This is a genomic window from Jeotgalibacillus soli (assembly GCF_000829435.1).
Classification (GTDB): Bacteria; Bacillota; Bacilli; order Bacillales; family Jeotgalibacillaceae; genus Jeotgalibacillus; species Jeotgalibacillus soli.
Genome location: NZ_JXRP01000009.1, coordinates 218,775 through 237,180, shown reverse-complemented (window position 1 = coordinate 237,180; position 18,406 = coordinate 218,775). Strand labels below are relative to the sequence as shown.

Genomic DNA, 18,406 nt, shown 5'->3' with positions numbered 1-18,406 from the left:
GATCCTCCTTCTTCACTCCGGCTCAGTAACAGTCCCTTCAAAAGCAGAACGATAAATGTTTCGAATATCATCTTCTTTCAACGTTAACGGACTTCTTGCCAGTATCCGCTTTTGTTTCACCCCATCCTGCGTTAAGCTTTCTAAAGCAGATTCAGGAATATCAAAACCTGCCAATGTTGATGGGATTCCCACATCCTTCACCAACCGCTCAAGCTCCTCCACACACTTATACGAAGCTTCTTCCTCCGTCATGTAGCTCGAATTGCCACCTAATGCATTTAAAATATCAGACATTCTAGAAGTACAGCTTTTTCGAATATATCCCATTACATAAGGCAGCAATACAGCATTAGACTCGCCATGAGAAATATGGAATTGTCCGCCTAAAGGATAAGCTAATGCATGAACGCCTGCTACACCCGCGTTAAAAAAGGCAAGGCCCGCAAGATAGCTTCCATGACTCATATCAATACGGGCCTGTTTGTCTTCTCCATTTTCCACCGCTTTTCGCAGTGAACGGCCAATCAAACGAATCGCTTGAAGCGCCAATCCATCCGTGGCTGGGCTTGCATTGACCGAAATATAGGCTTCAACAGCATGCGTCAGTGCGTCAATTCCTGTAGCTGCTGTTACTTTTGCTGGAACCGACACCGTCAATTCCGGATCCACGATCGCCACATCCGCTAAAAGATAGTCATGCGTTACAACATCTTTTGTAGAAACTAAGGAAAGAACAGAGATGTTCGTTACCTCAGAACCAGTTCCAGACGTTGTAGGAATGAGGATTTTAGGTAATCCCTTCTTCTCTACCTGCTTTGATCCGGATAAATTTAAATAGTCCTCCACTGATCCTTCATGTACAGACAACACCGCTGCCAGCTTGGCTAAATCTAAGGCACTTCCCCCGCCGACACCAATCACCATATCAAACTGCCCTTCTCGGGTGAAGGAAACGAGCTTCTCCCCTGTTGCGAGCGGCGGTTCAGGAACGACGTCCGTATAAACCGTGACTTTGTAGTCATTCTCTTCAAGCGGTTTGGTCACACGTTCAACGAGTCCTATTTTTTCAAGCATCGGGTCGGTTACCACAAGGATTTTCTCCGGTGAATAATTTCTGACCTCAGGTATCAATTGTTCTAAGGCACCCCAGCCGGTATAGCTTAACGGAGCAAAAACCAATTTTGAAAAACTCATTGTTTCCCCTCCTCTATCTTACTCGTAATATCCTTCAGTAGATTTCCGGAATGTTTTAAATTGATCTGCATCATGCCCAAACCAAACTTGAGAATTTGTTTGATTGGCGATTCTGCGTATTTTTTCAACCGCATTGGAGTAGCCAAGAGAATCATAGATAATCCCCGGCGGCTTGATCGGCGGTCCATAGCTTTCAGCTGTATAAATGGCATCTGATGCAAGAATGATTCCGCCTGTCTCCGGTAAATTGATCTGAAGACCCAGCATTCCCCACGCATGTCCACTGCCGAAATTAAGAATGCTAATTCCCTCCGCTAATTCTATATTATCTTCGCTTCGCTTAATGGTTTTCCATTGAAGATTGTTTTTGATCCACGCATCAATATCTCCCCAAATGTATGCGCCTTCTTTTTGGTTGCGGGCATATGTTTGAAGCGCACCGTTTAGCTCATCTTCATGTACAATAATTGTTGCATTCGTGAATAGCTCCAGACAGCCTGCATGATCAAGGTGAAGATGAGAAGCAACGACATATTTGATATCTTCAGGTCGTACATTTAATTCTTCCAAACGATTATGAAGATAGCATTCCTCTCCCATATCGATTGGGAACATTTGCTGAGTTGCTTTTCCCCATCTGCCTTCTGGACCCATGGAGTTAGGATTGCAAGCAGTATCAAAAAGGATTTTACCTGCTGGATGATCAATAAGAACGGTATATACAGGAAACTCAACAAATTCAGTTTGTGCATTAGGGTTATCCTTCGTTGCAGGATTATGCATGGCAATCATCCAGTTTTTATCCATACTTAGACGACCATTGTCCATAACATAAAGCTTCGGATTATGTTTAATAATATTTGTCATTTGTTTTTTTCCTCCCTTTAAAAGCTCATTTGATCGATATCACTATCATTCTTCCCATTAAAATGAAGCGCTTACAAATTGCTGTAAAAATCCTTTTAACTGCTCTCCTGCTCCTCCCTATCTAAGTCTTGTCGTGAATTTTATCACCCTTTTAAAAATTGAACAATTTAAATGCTTCAATATATTTAAAATTTTCAATACTAGTCAATTTTATAGTTTAACACAGAGGATTTGATATTTTTTATAACAAACATCATGAGCTAATTATTTCCATATCATTTCAGTATTTTGCTAAGCTATAGAAAGATTGCAAAAGGAGATGACGTGATAACATGGCAGAACATATCCAAATTGGTAAATCAGGATTATTTGTAAACTCTATTGGTCTTGGTACGAACGCTGTTGGTGGACATAATCTTTATCCGAACCTCAGTGAAGAAACAGGAAAAGACCTCATTCGTACTGCTTTAGACAACGGCATCAATTTTTTAGATACTGCTTTTATATATGGGCCTGGCCGTTCAGAGGAACTAATCGGTGAAGTGATCAAAGAAAGAGGCAATCGTGAGGAGATCGTGATTGCTACCAAAGGTGCTCATAAATTCGTAAATGGTGAGGTTAAGCTCGATAATTCACCTGCATTTCTAAAAGAATCTGTTGAAAGCAGCTTAAAACGACTTCAAACAGATTATATCGATTTGTTTTATATTCATTTCCCGGATGAAAGCACACCAAAGGATGAAGCAGTTGGTGCTTTAAAAGAGCTTAAAGATCAAGGGAAAATCAAAAGCATCGGTGTATCCAATTTTTCAATTGAACAACTAAAAGAAGCAAACAAAGATGGCTATGTTGATGTGCTGCAGTCTGAATACAACCTATTTAAGCGTGATGCAGAAAAAGACCTGCTGCCATACACAGCAGAAAACAATCTTTCATTTATCCCCTACTTCCCGCTTGCATCAGGATTGTTAGGCGGAAAATATACGAAAGATATGACTTTTGATGATTTACGTGGCAATGATCCACTTTTCCAGGGACAAACCTTTATTCGAAATCTGGAAAAAGTTGAACAAATACGTGAAATTGCATTTACAAAAAATGTGGAGCTTGCACATCTTGTTCTTGCCTGGTACTTAACGCAGGATTCCATTGATGTACTCATTCCAGGAGCTAAAAAACCTGAACAGGTGAAAAACAACTTAAAAACATTAGACGTTCGCTTAACAGCGGATGAAATTGAAAAGATTAGTCAGATTTTCAAAGGGTAATCATAAAAATGCACCGGGGATTTTATTTCCCTGGTGCATTTTTTTAATTTGGAGAATAATAAAAGCGTTTTGGTATGGGGACGGAATTGATTTATAAGCCGTTGTGGAGATTTACAGGCCGTCGCGGAAATTTGCAGGCCGTGCTCTGACATTTACAGGCCGTCACGAGAATTTACTGACCGTCATCACTCATTTACAAACCATCACAGCAATTTACAAAACAAAATCAAATTCGTTGACATTCAGTCCCGTTAGAACTATATTGGTTACATCGAGAGGATGAAACGTATGAAAAAAATTAGCAGCCGTTTTTCCATGGCCGTTCATATTCTGTCTCTGATTGCATTAAGTCCGTCATCGTCCACCTCTGATGTAATAGCCGGCAGTGTTCAGACGAATCCGGTGATTATTCGCAGAATTATTGGTCAGCTGAAAAAAGCTGGTTTGGTGGGAGTGCGCGCTGGCGTCGGTGGAACTTACTTACTGAAAGAGCTTGACGAAATTACCTTGCTTGATCTGTATAAAGCGGTAGAGGTTGTGGAAGATGATGAATTATTTAATTTCCATGATCACCCTAACCCTAAATGCCCGGTTGGTGCAAACATTGAATCCGTTTTTCGTACAAAAATGCTTCAAGCGCAGTCAGCTATGGAGCAAGAACTGGCTCAGGTTACGCTTGACCAGCTTGTATCCGAACTGACCGAAAAAATGGCTCATAAATAGGGCTAATTTTTTCATACTTGTTGTAACCATATTGGTTATAAGAAAGCGATTTGTTTGCTCTATAGCCTCTTTGGTTAAACTAAAACCTCTTGAAATATACTTATTTATCGAAGGGAAGGAATTATTTATGTCAATCGTAGTAACTGGTGCAACAGGCGGTTTAGGAAACGCTGTTATTCAACACCTTCTTAAAAAGGTTCCTGCAAGTGAAATTATCGCGAGTGTTCGTAATGTAGATAAAGCTTCAGACCTTGCTAATCAAGGAGTAGAGGTCCGCTACGGCGATTATCATGATTTCGAATCCATGAAAAAATCATTTGAAGGCGCTGAAAAAGTCCTTTTCATTTCAAGCCCGGATGCAGACGACACTGATCGTATCGGTCAGCACGCTACTGTTGCAAAAGCAGCTCGAGATGCAGGAGTAAAACATATTGCCTACACTGGATTTGCTTTTGGCGAGGAGTCTAATTTACCGCTTGCCCTTGTTCACATGGCTACTGAATATGCGATTCGCTCAACAAATATTCCTTATACGTTCCTGCGCAACTCTCTTTACACAGATGTATTTGTTAACCCAGGTCTTGCTGGAGCTGTGCAAAGCGGAGAGCTTGTAACAAACGCTGGAATCGGTACAATTAACGCCGTATTGCGTGATGACCTTGCGAAGGCAGCTGCTACAGTTCTTGCAGAAGAAGGTCATGAAAATAAATCCTATAACCTTGTAAATCCACAGCCATGGAGCTTCGACGATCTAGCTCACGCTCTAACCGAGGTGTCTGGCAAAGAAGTGAAGCACCGCAGCGTTTCGTTTGAAGAAGCGAAAGATTATCTAGTAAACATAGGTCTGCCAGCTCCAATCGCTGAGCTTTCTGCTTTCATTTATGATGGCGTTGCAAAAGGCGAAACTTCCAAATCATCACAAGACTTGTATAATTTAATTGGTACACCAACATCCCTTAAAGATGCAGTAAAAGCAGCATTACAGGGCTAATTTATATTGAGACAGGCCGCCAGGTTTAAGCCCGGCGGCTTGTTTTTGTATTGCTTCTAAAACTTTTATGACGTCATCCATTCTACTTCGGGATTGACTGTGACACAGTCAATATGGACATTTGTTTTAATAACTCCCCCAAATGTGTGGTTGGAACCAAAAGCGATGTGAATCGTATTATAGGCCTTTTCATCCTCTAATATATTCCCCGTTACTCTAGCCGCATGATTTGTGCCAATGCCTAATTCACAAAGGAGTCTTCCATCTCCGTCGCCAAGCAATGAAAGCAGTCTCTCTCCTGCCTTACCTGTTGCGTCCACCAGTCTTCCCTGTTCAATTACCAAGACAACTGGAGTATCCACGAGTCCAATACCGGCAATGGACCCGTTAATTTCAATTTTGCCATTCGCTGTTTTTTCAACTGGAGCAATGTAGGCTTCTCCGGAAGGAAGATTTCCAGAAGCTCCTTTTTCTTTAAAAACACCTGTGCTTGGAACACCCATTCTCTCGTGCACCGGGATCTCCAACTTATAATCTTTCCCTGTTTTAATAATGACCTTCTCAGCTTCAGACAATCTTTCTGTCATTTCCATCGTTTCTTTTTCTACCCGCTGGTAATCCGCATTAATAGCTCCATTTAAGAACATATCTTCTGTAATTCCCGGCATTGTTATCACGCTAATACCGTGAATGTTTGCGTTTTTACGTGCCACCGTATGAGTTAACGAATGCTTTGTCAGACAGAAAACAACATCATGCCTCAGCATCTTATCAGCAGCTTCAGCAGGCGGCTCTTCTCCAGACCTTGCTCGATCTTCCATTTCATAAAAAGAAGTCTTCCACTTATTTGTATTCAAGGCCTCAAGAAATTTTTTTGCTAACGAAGAGGTACTTTTATCTGTTAAAACTAGGATAAAGCTAGTTCTAGGAACATCTACATTTTTAGACATGATATTAGCTACAATTATGTGAAATTCACTCATTTGTTTGTACACTCCTCTTTTTATTCATTAGATAAACACTCGCAAAAACGAATAACAGCCCGGCGACCATTCCAAGGTTTATTTGTTCACGAAGAAAAATAATTCCTAATAAAATTGCCATAATAGGCATCAAATATGTAATAAGCAAAGCGAACATCGCCCCGCCTGACTTCACTAAATAGTAATATAAAACATTACCAAAGCCCGAGCTGACCATCCCAAGTATAATAAACAGCAAATATGGCCTCCAGTCGTTGAAACCTTTATAGCTCATTGGATCAATCGACATCATAATAATTCCGGAATAAATGGTTCCAACGAACATCGTCATAAAAGAAAGGGTAAACAACGAGCAATGCTTTAAGTATTTGGCAGTTAGTACGGCAGAAAGAGAATAGTTTAAAACTGCAAACAAAAGAAGGCCTGCAGCCCCTATATGAAATTGAACCCCTCCGCTCATCCCTGCGATCATCGTCGTGCAAATCCCTGTAAAGCCAATAATTACACTAATAACTTCAACCCGAGTTACGGCTGTTTTTAAAACGAAAACGCTTAAAATAATACCAATAATAGGACCTGATGCATTCAGTACTGCACTGATCGTCGTATCAAGATATTGCAAGCTAAAACTCATAAAAACCCACGGAATCCCTGCGCTGATTAATGTTGTGATAAGAAGAATGGGTATTTTTTTAAAATCACCCTTTGACTTCTTCCACAAGAAAATGGGGAGTAATGCGAGAGCACCAAACAAGCACCTATAAAAAACAATCGAAACAGGGTGAAAATCGGACAGCAGCAATTTTGTAAAAAAGAATGTTGAGCCCCAAAGAATACTCAATACAAGCAATGCTACAACCGGCATTTTTTCACCCCCTATTCTCGAATAAATTTTTTATTTTACAGTTGTAAGAAAGCCGCTACCGGATTTTACATAAAAAGATCCGGGGCACCGGATCTTTTCTTGTTATACATATTCTGCAGCGATTCGGGCGGTTAAGGTGCGCGGCAGTAGAACAGGCAGCTCACTTCCCTTAATGGCATCCTTTTTGTGATCTTCATTGTATCCCATACAATCCAGAACAATTAACGCGGCACCTTGCTCTTTTAGATTACGGGCTGCACCTTCTACATCACTCTCATGATAAGGTGATGCCACTTCAATACAAAGCTCAAGCCCGCTAGCATCCCATTTTTTCGTTAAGCTATTTCGCTGTTCTTCCAGCGGAACGATTAGTCCAAGCTTTCCTTTATCTAAAATAGCTTGTACAGTTTGGCTCAGTATTTTATCAGGATAAAACAATGGTTTTTTATGTTCAATCGCGGGAAAATCTCCTGTACAAAGCATAATCACTGTAGAAACTTGTTCCTCCAGCTTATTTAGCTCCTCCTGCAATAGCGGCAGAAGCTTTGATTTTCCGATTTTAACTGATTGTCCATTTCTTAACTTTGAAATATACGTACTATCTTGACCTTCTGGCTGTATGGAATGCATTTCATCATCACGGAGCCGGTCAAGTGCTCCAGCTTCCACGATTATCACAGAATCACCGAGAATATGTTGAATAGAAGGCGTGAGATCAGTACGAGGTGATTGTCCAATGGTCAACACACCAATCGATTTTACAGTCATGACTTTGCACTTCCTAAGGTTTGAAGCTGTTTCATCGACCCGTATAGATTCACAAGATGATTGAATTCTGGTTTATCATAAAATTCAAATTGGCCCTGAGTGAATTCTTTCGCCGCTTCAATACAAAAACGAACAGCTTGTGCAACATCCACCTCATGACTAGCGCCGGTCCCGCAGCCAGGAACTGCCGTTTTAGCCGTAATAGCCAATCCTACAACTGGAGCATCTGTTGCAACTGCAGGCTGTAAAATACTATTGATATGATAAACATCATTGCCGTATGGCGTGATATCCTGTGTCGTAACCGCAAACGTGACTGGTAAATCACCTGTTGTCATCTCCATTATACGAAGCAAGTCATCATTGAACTTCAATACGTATCCTTCTTTTACAGTTGGAGAAAGTGCAATTCCACGATGATTTATTACTTTATTTCCTTTAGTTGTATCAATCGAGATAACCGCTTCCATTTCTGGTAATACCTCGTATTGATTCATGGTTAAAATATCAACAGGAGATCCCATGAAATCAACTGGCTCATGAGGCTCTGTTGGTGCGTTAGGACATATATGTGTTGTAATATACACATCTCCAGGTAAACGATCGCCTTTTTCCGTCATATTTGCCAGCTTTAAAGCAATTGTTACTGCAGCCGCGGCACCATCGCCGTCTGACACAAAGCCAATGCGCGAAGGACGAGCACCGAGTCCACCTAAACGACCTACAATACCCAAGGAAGGAGCGCTCCCTCCTGCCAATTTCCCTTCTGATCCTTTAACAATGATTTTTACGAAATCCGTTGATCCACGATCTCCTGATACAGTCTCATAAGAAGCTTCACACTGTGTAAAATCCTTAAATAACGCCGTCACCATTTCTCCATTTGCTGAAGCATCATCTAGCAGTTCCATCACTTCCATCGTATATTTCAATGACATTATTGAAACATCTCCTTAAACAATCTTTTTATTAATAATCGGTTCCACTGACCTTAACAATTTTTCATTAAACATTGTTGAGCTTAATTTAAGGTTTTCCTTCGGTACAGAAATTACAGCAATACTCTGCCCCTCTTGAATTTCTGCACTTACTAAAGGCTGTCCTGTTTTTGCATCGAACGTCATAATGAGATCAGGAAATGTACCCTTGCGCTCTCCATTCATTTCAGCTGTCATATACTCATTCCAAAACGTAAGCTCCAAATCATCAATAATGACCAAACCAACATCAAATCCACCAGTTTGCTTCATTTCAAAAGAGCTTACGATCCCTGAATGAATAACTCGCCCCTCTAAAAACGATGCTACTGCTTCAATTCTTTCAGGTCCTTCTGGTACAGAAAGGAATTCATGCCCCAGTTCAATTGCTTGAGTAATGCCTCCGACTGCGGCATGCTGCTTCACGTACCCCACTGTCACTGGATTCCGGCAAACAGCTACCATTCCGCCAGCTCCAACTGAGATAAAACGAACAGCATCTGATGAGATATCAAGGGAAGCAGATACAATCCCTTCTACTTTTTTAGTTCCTTTTCCACCTGCATATGCCTGCACGGATTGATATCCCTCTACTTCAGATAAATTTAATGCTCCCATGGATCCAGTTGGATGTGCTCTTCCATTACAAGGTGCATCAAGAACCGGTAAGCCTGTAGCTGCTGCTTGCAGCCAGCCATTTATCGTTGTAGAAGCTCCATTTTCATTTGTCATAATCGCTTTAATTTCATGAGGAAACTCTTTTTGCATACGTTGAACTGTTTCAATAAGCTGCTGAGAATCGACATAAAGCTCCTTTGCAGAAGGCGCCCCTACCAAGGATACACAAACAACATAGTCATCATCATTTAATTCATCAATCGAAATGAGAGCAGGAGAATCCCCATTAAATGCTGAATCCGCTTTTTGGAGACCATCGGGAATCCAGCCTCCGCCTCCTCCGCCCAAAATACAACCACCATAAACTGCCTTCTGTCCATCTTCTTTTGTTAACATTTTTTTTGTCATTTAGCTCACCTCGTTATCTTGCTTTCCAAATAGATGTAAAGAAGCTATAAAGAGCATCCCCTGCTATAAATCCTGCCGCAGTTGTCTGCATAGTACCTTCAGCTTCCGGTCCTTTAACCTTTAAGATCGTAATACGAATTAAAATCCCTGCCATTACTGCCCATCCAGCAATTGGATTAATAATTAATAAGCCAGTCGCAAACAAAATTCCCATTTGTCTTTTTGGACCGCCAATTAACTGAATAATGGCACCCGGAATGGACCACAGCAAAAGCATCATTGCTACATTCCCGGATAAGCCTGTTTCAATCGTAGCCGCATACACGTGATTCACCGGTGGCACCAGGTCTTGTGCGAAAAAAGATTCTGCAAAAATAGCTACCATCGCTACGGCCACTCCAAAACCAATTAGACCACTTTTAAATTGCTGACGACGGCCAAATAGTTCTTGAGCACTCGGAGAGCCGCGTCGAATAAGAACACCAGCTTTGAAGTCAAATCCCATGTCGGCAAAAGCAGGACCTGTTGCAGCTGTATATCCTGTTAATAACGCCAGAGCAATAGGAGGGAACCCCATCATGATACCGATCAAAAGGAAAATCAATGTTACCGCAAATGCCGGGAACCAGCCTGAATGCATCGCCGCAATTCCTACAATTACTTCACTTATAAGGGCCGCAGAAGCTGCAAATACAACAAACAACACGATCTGCCATAGTGGCATTTCCGTGATCATTCCACCTAATCCTGCGAGAAGAGCTGCCCCGCCTAAATAAAGAAGGAAACCAAGCCCAAATCCTCTTTTAACTTCGCTTTCTGTTCGGGTATATTCATGGTCCGTCTCAGCAGCATTCTTTTTAGGGCGTGAATTCATAAGAGTAAAAATAAACTGGAATAATGCTACAACCCCTGCCCCGATCATCATTCCATGCGGAATATAGTATGTATTCAGATCTACTCCAAATAACGGAATCGAATATCCTCTTAATAGCAACCCAATTCCAAACATACTTAACGCCCAAATATTACCGATAAAGGCTACGCCGAAAGCCGACATGGAAATTCCAAAATGAGAACCCATCATACCGCCCAAAATACCTAAGCCCAGATATTTAGCCTTTGTACCACCTTGATCTCCTGCTTTTAACGCCTCTGCAGTAGCAATACCGGATGGCCATGTTTCTGTTGAGCTAAACAGTTTAGAATCAAATACTTTATATAATATAAATGCATCAATAAAAAGAGCGATTGCCGCCCCGATTAACATTGGAATGATTAGTTCCGGCATTCCCAATACGAAAGGGAGTCCAATCGGTATAAGCAGACTATTTGCAGCACCAAAAGTCGCAGCAGAAATCGTCGTTTGAACCAAGTTTTGATTGTCTAATGATTTATATCTATAAAACATTTGCATCGGAATGCGTGCAATCAGCATAGCAACTAAAGCACCAATGATTGACGTATTAGGTGTTATGCCAAGCGTGGTAATCAGCTGCATCCCGATAATGGCACCAAAAACCGCAATAAGGATAGAGAATACAATGAATTGAAAATCGAAATTTTTTTGATTCATTGTTTATGCCTTCTTCCTAATCAATTGAGAAGCAATGGCCTGTGCCTCAACTAAATCAACAACAGGTACTGATAACTGCTGCTCAAAATACTCTTTTAATCGGATGGTTGAAAAGCCTGTGCAAGCGAATAAAATCACGTCCGCTCCAGAATCAATTAAACTATTTGCAACATTTAATAATTCTTCCTTTGCACCCTCCTGAAAAAGATCCGTAGCCTTTCTCAGCTTTTCGGAGTAAGCACTTGAATGATAGTAATCTCCTAATTCCTTCACCATCCGTCCTGGAGGCTCATTCGTAATACCGAGGACACCGACATTACTTCCAGCCATACAGGCAAGATGAGCACCGCATACACCTGCCCCAAGTACAGGAATATTGACCGCTGCCCTGCTTTCATCCAATGCAGGGTCTGCAGCACAGCTAATCGTAATGAAGTCCACCTTCAATTCCTCTTCCATCTTTTTTGCAAGTTCTACAATTTTAGGAATCGCTTTTTGTTCAGATTCGTCATCATAAATCCCATTCGGTTGATCTGCTATACAATGCGTGACAGAATCCACTTTTGCATACTCATTCATTTTCTTCCCATGTTCATGCAAAACATTTTCGTCATCTGTTGTTAAAACACGAATAATACCTAGCATAATACCCCTCCTTTTTAAAAATTATAAAAATTTTAATTATTATAATAAATGCATAAAGTGGGAAATGTTTTGTACTACCTTTTTCTCATTTATTACACTTTTCCTCTGCCATGCGATTTTGAGGCATTAAAATAAAAGAAAATAAAAAAAGACGGATCAATTCCGCCTCATACATTTATAACAGCTCTTTCATTTTTAAACAGAAACGTAAAATAAATAGATTCTCTGCATCATCCAGCTCCATATTTAGCAGCTCTTTGATTTTTTGGAGCCGGTACGTCATAGTTCTTCGATGAACAAATAATTTTTCTGACGCACGTGAAACATTACCGTTTTCATTTAAAAATATAACAAGTGTTTCCAAAAGCTGCCCCTCATCGTTCAAAATTGGCGACAGAACCTCTTTAGCATAACTTTCAGCAAATGGATCAGAGCTGATGTTGAAAATAATTTCATAAATACCAAGATGATTATACGCATATAGCCTATTATCAGGACGAACTTTAAAGCCCACCTCCATTATTTTGGTGACCGATTTTATTTTGTCATCAAAGTTAATTAAATCCTTGAAAGGGCTGCTAACAGAAATATGCATATTCCCTAAAAATGAATTCTTTTCTGATTTATTCAAAGCCAGCTCCAGTTGAGATAGCATAAGTTGATTGTTTTTTTCTAAATTTTGTATTAAGACAAAAAAATGCTGATGCTTTTCAAATATCATACTTTGTTCAAAAGGAAGCGGCGAGATAAAATCTTTGATCTTTTTTCGAACTAGATAATTGGTGTCCAATAACGTCGTTGCTCGGATGGTGGTTTCTTGATTATTTTTTACCGTAAAAAATAATAGAGTAAACATCCTGTCATCATGTACGTAATTGGGATATTCTAAAAGTGACTCCAATACTTCCATATCCTCTATTCTTTCCTTTTGAAGATCCAGCTGCTCACTCATTATGGCTTCGGACAGCTTGCGGCTAATAATCTCAACATTTCGAGATTCAATTTTCTGGAATTTAGATTCGTTTTTATATGGCAAATGGATAAATGCAGAAATCAATTTCTTTGAAAAAATCGGTACAATCAGACGATGTCGCTGATCAGAAAATTTCACTCGCTTATAGGGAGTATGCTGCAATTCAGTTCTCCATTTTTTCACAAGCAATTTATAATCAGGATGAACAGGCTTTGACAGTAATAAATCAGAATTTCTCCAGCCATCTGACGAAAATGTATCCGAACAATAAAGCAAGCTTCCTTCACTGCCTTCAATATAGACCTGAGACCCTACTACCTTTGATAAACTTTCAATTGCTTCCGCAACGTTAGCATGCTCTTCATCTATAAACTCATGGAAGGGATTTAAATCGTTCTGTGTTATCTTTTTCTTTTCTTCATAAAGCTGTTCATACAGAGGACTTAACACATTAATGTAAGAAACATTTTTAGAAATTGAGATGATTGGGAAAGAACCTTGTTCTGCAAGTTCAATCATTTCTTTAGGAAGCTGTTCTATAAACCGTCCTAGCTTTATCACCATTCCTGCAGCTTTTTTCTCAATTAATGTTTTTAATATTTCGTATTGCTTATTGAAATCATCCTTAACTGAATAGAAGGTGGTCATCATTAGAATTCCTTCTGTCGCCCAGCTTCCCACCTCCGGAACCTCCATTACTTCGATTGATTTTATTTCCCGTTCAAGTCCATTTATGCCTGCGATGACTGTCGCCGTTGATAGCACTCCAATATTTAAAGCGTCTGCAACCTTCATCCCATAACCCCTCTTCGAAATATTTAGACTATTTTATCATAGAGATAGTACATTTTCATATTGAGTATTAAAATTTTCAATTAGCCTATCTCCCTTTTTACGATCAAAAAGGTTACTATTTTCTGCTGACAAGCAAAAAATAGTAACCTTGCATAAAGGAAAATGAACATATCTAATTTTCGTTTCTCAATAGGTGAATTTATGACAATAAATTCTTTATTGTCAGAATGGTTAGTACCCTTTTCTCAAAAAAGACGGCTCATAATGCCACTCTTTCTTTTCCTCCATCCAATCCACAAAAGCTCTCACACTTTTTTTATCAAAACGGCGCGGCTTTTGGACCATTTTGAAAAAACGTTCCACGTGAAAGCCTTCTAGCTTAACACGTTTAAGAGAACCGAGGTGACATTCCTTTGCGACTGCAAGAGCAGGCAAAATACTGACACCAAGCCCTTCTTCTACAGCATTTTTAATAGCCTGCGTTGTGCCCATCTCAAGGATGCTTTGCTCTTTCAAGCCTCCAACTCGCTCCAGCTCACGCTCCACTTGAAATCGGGTACCAGAGTTAGCCTCCCGGCAGATCAGCACCTCTTTTGCCACATCATCCAGCGTGACGGACTCTCTTTTCACAAAGGGATGGCGAGGGTGCGTTACAAGTGTAAGCTCATCCTTTGCAAACTCATAGATACGATAATCCCCATCTGGCACCTGTCCTTCTACGAGGGCTAGATCAATTTCACGCTGGTTAAGCTGTTCCAGTATGGCTGGTGTATTAAGAATTGAAACGTGTATGGTGATGTCAGGTTCTTTTTTCTTATAGGAACCTAATATCGTTGGCATCAAGTATTCACCAATCGTCAAGGAAGCACCAATAACGAGTGCGCTGGATTCCTTGCCTATTAATTCTTGAACCGCTTCTTGAGACAAATCATATTCATCTACGATATTGCGGGCAAAATCATAGACTGTTTTTCCGGCAGCTGTTAATTCAAGCTTGCCATCCTTTCGCTCAAACAGAAGCGCACCGTACTCATCCTCCATTTGCTTCACCTGCCTCGTGACAGCTGGCTGTGAAATAAAACTCAACCGGGCAGCCTGGCTGACACTGCCGTTTTCCACTACTAAACAAAAGCTTCTCATGTTTTCAATATTCATGGACTCATCCCTTCGTTCCTAGGGTACTTGTTTTCAGCATAGTTAAAAGGCTTTGCACCGTCAATAAAGTTTAATCCAACCTATTTTCTTGGTATAACAAATGGTTATACCCTATGTGATCCTTGCACGCTTTTTGTGCTGCATCTTTTGATATGATTAGAACGAAGGTACCATATCGGAGGAATGACAAATGGAATGGACAATGATTCTCCTTATCATAGTATTAGGAATAGCGGCTGGCGGTATTGGGGTCTTGGTTGGCGCAGGTGGAGGATTTATTTTTGTACCGGCCATTTTATTGCTATTGGATACACCGCCGCACGTTGCAGCAGCAACAGGTATCGTCATTGTTTTTTTCAATGCACTATTTGGGATGTTCGGCTATATGAAACAATCACGTATTGACTATAAAGCAGGCCTTTGGCTATCAATAGGCGCCATACCTGGAAGTATAATCGGCATCAGTATACACAGTATTTTTCAATCAGATTCTTTTTACACTGTATTTGCTACCCTGCTTGTTGGGATCGGCCTCTTCCTTTTTTATAAAAATAGTCCCTTTTCAAAAAAAAGCAGTTCCACAGACTCTCGTGTTAGTGAATTTATCTCGTTATCTACTAAAGGAAAAAAAGGCATCGTCGTATTGCTTGGATTCGGACTAGGTGTAATATCAAGCTTTTTCGGTATTGGCGGCGGCTGGATGCTCGTTCCGATTTTGGTTTATGGATTTCATCTGCGGACTCACCGCGCCACGGCAACCTCCATTTTTGCTCTTGCGATCTATTCTTCTGTAGCCGCCGTGATTCAAACGGCATCAGGAGATGTGGACTGGATGCTAGTGGGAATTGGCGGAGCTGGGGTGCTCGTTGGCTCTCAAATCGGGACGATACTTTCTGCTCGTTTGAATAGCCAAGTCATTGTTCAGGTACTTTCATTAATTTTGATTATCACTGGCGGAAGAATGTTTTGGAACTAAAGGTTATAGATGGATTTGGAGCCTGTCCCAGTTATGTAATGGGAACAGGCTCTTCTATTTTCCCCACTCAACACCTAATTAGAATATCCTCCCAAAATTGTACTATAAAACTAAATTCACTAATCCCTCCGAGTCAATATATTTTGAGACATCAACAATCCTTGGTAACATATAGTTATGCTTTTAGAGGGAATGGGAAAAAGAAAATCCCCGACTATAATTGCCCTTTATTCATATACATTTATATAGAAAGAAGATGAACATATGTCTGCAGACCATGTAAAGCAGTTAAGTGACACGAAATTTTCAGTGCTCGATCTTTCACCTATTATTGTCGGTGCCACTCCTTCCGACGCTTTTAAAAATACGCTTGATTTGGCACAGCATGTTGAAAAAATGGGATATCATCGTTTTTGGCTGGCTGAGCATCATAATATGCCGTTTATTGCAAGCTCGGCTACGTCCGTTGTCATTGGTCATGTTGCTGGCGGCACTTCAACAATCCGTGTAGGATCAGGTGGAATTATGCTGCCTAACCACGCACCTTTAGTTATTGCCGAGCAGTTTGGTACGCTTGAATCACTATACCCTGAACGTATTGATCTTGGCCTCGGCCGTGCTCCTGGAACAGATCAGCGTACTGCGCATGCGCTAAGACGCAACAATAGAAGCGATGGTCAAGATTTCCCTGAGCAATTGGCAGAGCTTCGCGCTTATTTTGATCCTTCATTAGCACCGGGAAGAAACCCTGTACGCGCCGTTCCGGGTGAAGGCTTGAATATTCCTGTTTGGCTTTTAGGTTCAAGCGGCTTCAGCGCCCAGCTTGCAGGACAGCTTGGCTTGCCGTTTTCTTTTGCGAGTCACTTCTCTCCTGATAACACGCTCGGAGCTTTAGATTTATATCGCCGCTCATTCAAGCCATCAAATACGCTCGATAAGCCTTATGCAATGGTTGGGGTCAACATCGTTGCAGCAGAAACGGATGAAGAAGCGGAACGTTTAGCAACGACTTTACAGCAGCAATTCCTTAATTTGGTCCGTAATAATGAAGTGCCATTGCAGCCTCCTGTAGAAAGCATGGACAATTTATGGACCGAGTATGAAAAAGCTGCACTTCGCCAACAATTGGGCTCTTCCATTATTGGAAGCCCTGCAACAGTGAAAGAAAAGCTGCAAAAATTTATAAATGAAACGCAAGCGGATGAAATTATGGTCGTGGGCCAAATTTATGATCATGCGGCACGTCTTCGTTCATTTGAAATTGTAGCGGATATTATGAAAACCAACTAAGGATAAACGAACCGGCATATGCTATCACATGCCGGTTCGTTTTTTTTATAGCTGCACATAAAGAGCATAAAGTCCTTTATATATCCCATTACATAATAGTTATATGCATTCGTTTTAAATCCCTCAAAAAGGGAACTTGTTTAGTAACACCCTAGAAAACAGCTTCTTACGTCTATCCTGTTTGTCAGCCCTTTGAATTCTATGTCTCCTGAGGAGGAAAACATATGAAAAAAATGCGTTTGATTCCCTATCAAGTTGAAGAGATTCAAAATAAGGCCACCCAAAATATCCCGAGAGGCGTCGAAATGATTCAGGCACCAGAAGTCTGGGAGGAATCGAAAAAAGGAACAGGCCACGTCGTCGCAGTAATTGATACCGGCTGCCAGGTTGATCATCCAGACCTGCAGGACCGAATTATTGACGGGAAAAATTTCACGTCAGACTTTGACAATGATGAAAAAAACTACGATGACAATAATGGACACGGCACACATGTGGCCGGTACCATTGCTGCATCAGGCATGCAAAGCAACGGGATAGCCGGAGTAGCACCTGAAGCCGGTTTGTTAATTTTAAAAGTACTGGGCGGGGAAGGCAGTGGTGACTATCAATGGATTACGGATGCGATACATTACGCGATTGACTGGGAAGGTCCAAATGGAGAAAAAGTATGTGCCATTTCCATGTCACTTGGCGGACCTGAAGATGTTCCAGCGCTTCACGAAGCCGTTAAACGAGCAGTAGATGAAGGCATCCCTGTTGTTTGCGCAGCAGGTAATGAGGGAGACGACAGAGCGGATACCGAAGAGCTTGCTTACCCTGGAGCGTATAGCGAGGTTATTCAAGTGGGAGCAATTAATTTTAATCGGAAAATCGCCTCTTTCAGCAACACAAATGATGAGATTGATTTAGTGGCCCCAGGTGTAGATATTTTGTCGTCCTACACAGAAGGCAGATATGCCAGACTTTCCGGCACATCAATGGCCACCCCGCATATTTCAGGGGCCATAGCTTTAATTAAAAATATCGCTGAGTCACAATTCGAACGAGAATTAACCGAAGCGGAAATATATGCACAGCTTGTTAGACGAACGGTACCGCTAGGGTATCCAAAATCTGCGGAAGGAAATGGCCTTCTCGCACTTGGTATGTTGAACCTATACGAACAGCTGTTTAAAATGTTTAATACTTCCCTAGGATCCAATGTTGAGGAAAGCTCTTCTGTAGGCACAAGTAATAACAGATAGTCAGGTTCCGCAGCAAATTCAAGTAAGCCGATGAGCACTGCTTATGCTCATCGGCTTATTTTTTTATTCATTATCAATTAATTCTATTCT

17 protein-coding genes are annotated in these 18,406 nt (G+C 40.9%); 6 read left to right on the top strand and 11 right to left on the bottom strand.

Features of this window, described 5'->3' with window-relative positions; genetic code table 11:
* Positions 1–12 precede the first annotated feature (12 nt).
* Together KP78_RS04185 and ahlS are read right to left on the bottom strand one after the other, a co-directional pair.
* Positions 13–1,194 (bottom strand): iron-containing alcohol dehydrogenase, encoded by a 1,182-nt coding sequence (locus KP78_RS04185; protein ID WP_041086571.1) that lies wholly within the window; start codon positions 1,192–1,194, stop codon positions 13–15.
* 18 nt (positions 1,195–1,212) lie between these two features.
* Positions 1,213–2,061 carry an AhlS family quorum-quenching N-acyl homoserine lactonase gene (gene ahlS / locus KP78_RS04180; RefSeq protein WP_041086569.1) on the bottom strand — a complete coding sequence of 283 codons (849 nt, stop codon included), beginning with the start codon at positions 2,059–2,061 and terminating at the stop codon, positions 1,213–1,215.
* A 332-nt stretch (positions 2,062–2,393) separates the two neighbouring features.
* Between ahlS and KP78_RS04175 the strand changes: the two genes are divergently transcribed.
* The 3 genes from KP78_RS04175 to KP78_RS04165 all read left to right on the top strand — a co-directional run bounded on the left by KP78_RS04175 (position 2,394) and on the right by KP78_RS04165 (position 5,043).
* Positions 2,394–3,329: an aldo/keto reductase gene (locus KP78_RS04175; protein ID WP_041086567.1), complete on the top strand. Its 936-nt coding sequence runs from the start codon at positions 2,394–2,396 to the stop codon at positions 3,327–3,329.
* A gap of 288 nt (positions 3,330–3,617) precedes the next feature.
* Positions 3,618–4,052, top strand: coding sequence for an Rrf2 family transcriptional regulator (locus KP78_RS04170; protein WP_041086564.1), 435 nt, complete (start codon positions 3,618–3,620; stop codon positions 4,050–4,052).
* 127 nt (positions 4,053–4,179) lie between these two features.
* Positions 4,180–5,043: an SDR family oxidoreductase gene (locus KP78_RS04165; protein WP_041086562.1), complete on the top strand. Its 864-nt coding sequence runs from the start codon at positions 4,180–4,182 to the stop codon at positions 5,041–5,043.
* Positions 5,044–5,108: 65 nt separating this feature from the next.
* On the opposite strand, the gene KP78_RS04160 is transcribed toward KP78_RS04165, so the two are convergent.
* The 9 genes from KP78_RS04160 to KP78_RS04120 all read right to left on the bottom strand — a co-directional run bounded on the left by KP78_RS04160 (position 5,109) and on the right by KP78_RS04120 (position 14,803).
* A complete protein-coding gene (locus tag KP78_RS04160) occupies positions 5,109–6,026 on the bottom strand; it encodes an aminopeptidase (RefSeq protein ID WP_041086560.1) in 918 nt (305 codons plus the stop codon).
* Positions 6,019–6,891, bottom strand: a complete 873-nt coding sequence (locus tag KP78_RS04155) for a DMT family transporter (RefSeq protein ID WP_041086558.1) — start codon at positions 6,889–6,891, stop codon at positions 6,019–6,021. Before KP78_RS04155 ends, KP78_RS04160 begins: the two co-directional genes overlap by 8 nt.
* A gap of 102 nt (positions 6,892–6,993) precedes the next feature.
* Positions 6,994–7,659, bottom strand: coding sequence for an AroM family protein (locus tag KP78_RS04150; protein ID WP_041086556.1), 666 nt, complete (start codon positions 7,657–7,659; stop codon positions 6,994–6,996).
* A complete protein-coding gene (locus tag KP78_RS04145) occupies positions 7,656–8,597 on the bottom strand; it encodes a DUF1177 domain-containing protein (protein ID WP_041086555.1) in 942 nt (313 codons plus the stop codon). Before KP78_RS04145 ends, KP78_RS04150 begins: the two co-directional genes overlap by 4 nt.
* A gap of 15 nt (positions 8,598–8,612) precedes the next feature.
* Positions 8,613–9,662, bottom strand: a complete 1,050-nt coding sequence (locus tag KP78_RS04140) for a DUF917 domain-containing protein (RefSeq protein WP_041086553.1) — start codon at positions 9,660–9,662, stop codon at positions 8,613–8,615.
* 13 nt (positions 9,663–9,675) lie between these two features.
* Positions 9,676–11,235, bottom strand: a complete 1,560-nt coding sequence (locus tag KP78_RS04135; RefSeq protein ID WP_041086551.1) for an OPT/YSL family transporter — start codon at positions 11,233–11,235, stop codon at positions 9,676–9,678.
* A 3-nt stretch (positions 11,236–11,238) separates the two neighbouring features.
* Entirely contained in the window at positions 11,239–11,880 is a 642-nt protein-coding gene (locus KP78_RS04130) for an aspartate/glutamate racemase family protein (RefSeq protein WP_041086550.1), read from the bottom strand.
* 175 nt (positions 11,881–12,055) lie between these two features.
* Positions 12,056–13,648 carry a PucR family transcriptional regulator gene (locus KP78_RS04125; protein ID WP_041086548.1) on the bottom strand — a complete coding sequence of 531 codons (1,593 nt, stop codon included), beginning with the start codon at positions 13,646–13,648 and terminating at the stop codon, positions 12,056–12,058.
* A 231-nt stretch (positions 13,649–13,879) separates the two neighbouring features.
* Complete coding sequence (locus KP78_RS04120; protein ID WP_052474545.1) at positions 13,880–14,803, bottom strand: LysR family transcriptional regulator; 924 nt, start codon at positions 14,801–14,803, stop codon at positions 13,880–13,882.
* A 190-nt stretch (positions 14,804–14,993) separates the two neighbouring features.
* On the opposite strand from KP78_RS04120, the gene KP78_RS04115 reads away from it, so the two are divergent.
* From KP78_RS04115 to KP78_RS04105, 3 genes are all read left to right on the top strand, one after another.
* Entirely contained in the window at positions 14,994–15,779 is a 786-nt protein-coding gene (locus KP78_RS04115) for a sulfite exporter TauE/SafE family protein (protein WP_041086546.1), read from the top strand.
* A gap of 264 nt (positions 15,780–16,043) precedes the next feature.
* Positions 16,044–17,069: an LLM class flavin-dependent oxidoreductase gene (locus tag KP78_RS04110; RefSeq protein ID WP_041086544.1), complete on the top strand. Its 1,026-nt coding sequence runs from the start codon at positions 16,044–16,046 to the stop codon at positions 17,067–17,069.
* A gap of 224 nt (positions 17,070–17,293) precedes the next feature.
* Complete coding sequence (locus KP78_RS04105; RefSeq protein WP_041086542.1) at positions 17,294–18,316, top strand: S8 family peptidase; 1,023 nt, start codon at positions 17,294–17,296, stop codon at positions 18,314–18,316.
* Positions 18,317–18,406: the final 90 nt, after the last annotated feature.

Bases quoted from the DNA above. Each gene is read 5' to 3' on its own strand.
- KP78_RS04185 (WP_041086571.1), bottom strand. From the start codon at position 1,194: ATGAGTTTTTCAAAATTGGTTTTTGCTCCGTTAAGCTATACCGGCTGG.
- ahlS (WP_041086569.1), bottom strand. From the start codon at position 2,061: ATGACAAATATTATTAAACATAATCCGAAGCTTTATGTTATGGACAAT.
- KP78_RS04175 (WP_041086567.1), top strand. From the start codon at position 2,394: ATGGCAGAACATATCCAAATTGGTAAATCAGGATTATTTGTAAACTCT.
- KP78_RS04170 (WP_041086564.1), top strand. From the start codon at position 3,618: ATGAAAAAAATTAGCAGCCGTTTTTCCATGGCCGTTCATATTCTGTCT.
- KP78_RS04165 (WP_041086562.1), top strand. From the start codon at position 4,180: ATGTCAATCGTAGTAACTGGTGCAACAGGCGGTTTAGGAAACGCTGTT.
- KP78_RS04160 (WP_041086560.1), bottom strand. From the start codon at position 6,026: ATGAGTGAATTTCACATAATTGTAGCTAATATCATGTCTAAAAATGTA.
- KP78_RS04155 (WP_041086558.1), bottom strand. From the start codon at position 6,891: ATGCCGGTTGTAGCATTGCTTGTATTGAGTATTCTTTGGGGCTCAACA.
- KP78_RS04150 (WP_041086556.1), bottom strand. From the start codon at position 7,659: ATGACTGTAAAATCGATTGGTGTGTTGACCATTGGACAATCACCTCGT.
- KP78_RS04145 (WP_041086555.1), bottom strand. From the start codon at position 8,597: ATGTCATTGAAATATACGATGGAAGTGATGGAACTGCTAGATGATGCT.
- KP78_RS04140 (WP_041086553.1), bottom strand. From the start codon at position 9,662: ATGACAAAAAAAATGTTAACAAAAGAAGATGGACAGAAGGCAGTTTAT.
- KP78_RS04135 (WP_041086551.1), bottom strand. From the start codon at position 11,235: ATGAATCAAAAAAATTTCGATTTTCAATTCATTGTATTCTCTATCCTT.
- KP78_RS04130 (WP_041086550.1), bottom strand. From the start codon at position 11,880: ATGCTAGGTATTATTCGTGTTTTAACAACAGATGACGAAAATGTTTTG.
- KP78_RS04125 (WP_041086548.1), bottom strand. From the start codon at position 13,648: ATGAAGGTTGCAGACGCTTTAAATATTGGAGTGCTATCAACGGCGACA.
- KP78_RS04120 (WP_052474545.1), bottom strand. From the start codon at position 14,803: ATGAATATTGAAAACATGAGAAGCTTTTGTTTAGTAGTGGAAAACGGC.
- KP78_RS04115 (WP_041086546.1), top strand. From the start codon at position 14,994: ATGGAATGGACAATGATTCTCCTTATCATAGTATTAGGAATAGCGGCT.
- KP78_RS04110 (WP_041086544.1), top strand. From the start codon at position 16,044: ATGTCTGCAGACCATGTAAAGCAGTTAAGTGACACGAAATTTTCAGTG.
- KP78_RS04105 (WP_041086542.1), top strand. From the start codon at position 17,294: ATGAAAAAAATGCGTTTGATTCCCTATCAAGTTGAAGAGATTCAAAAT.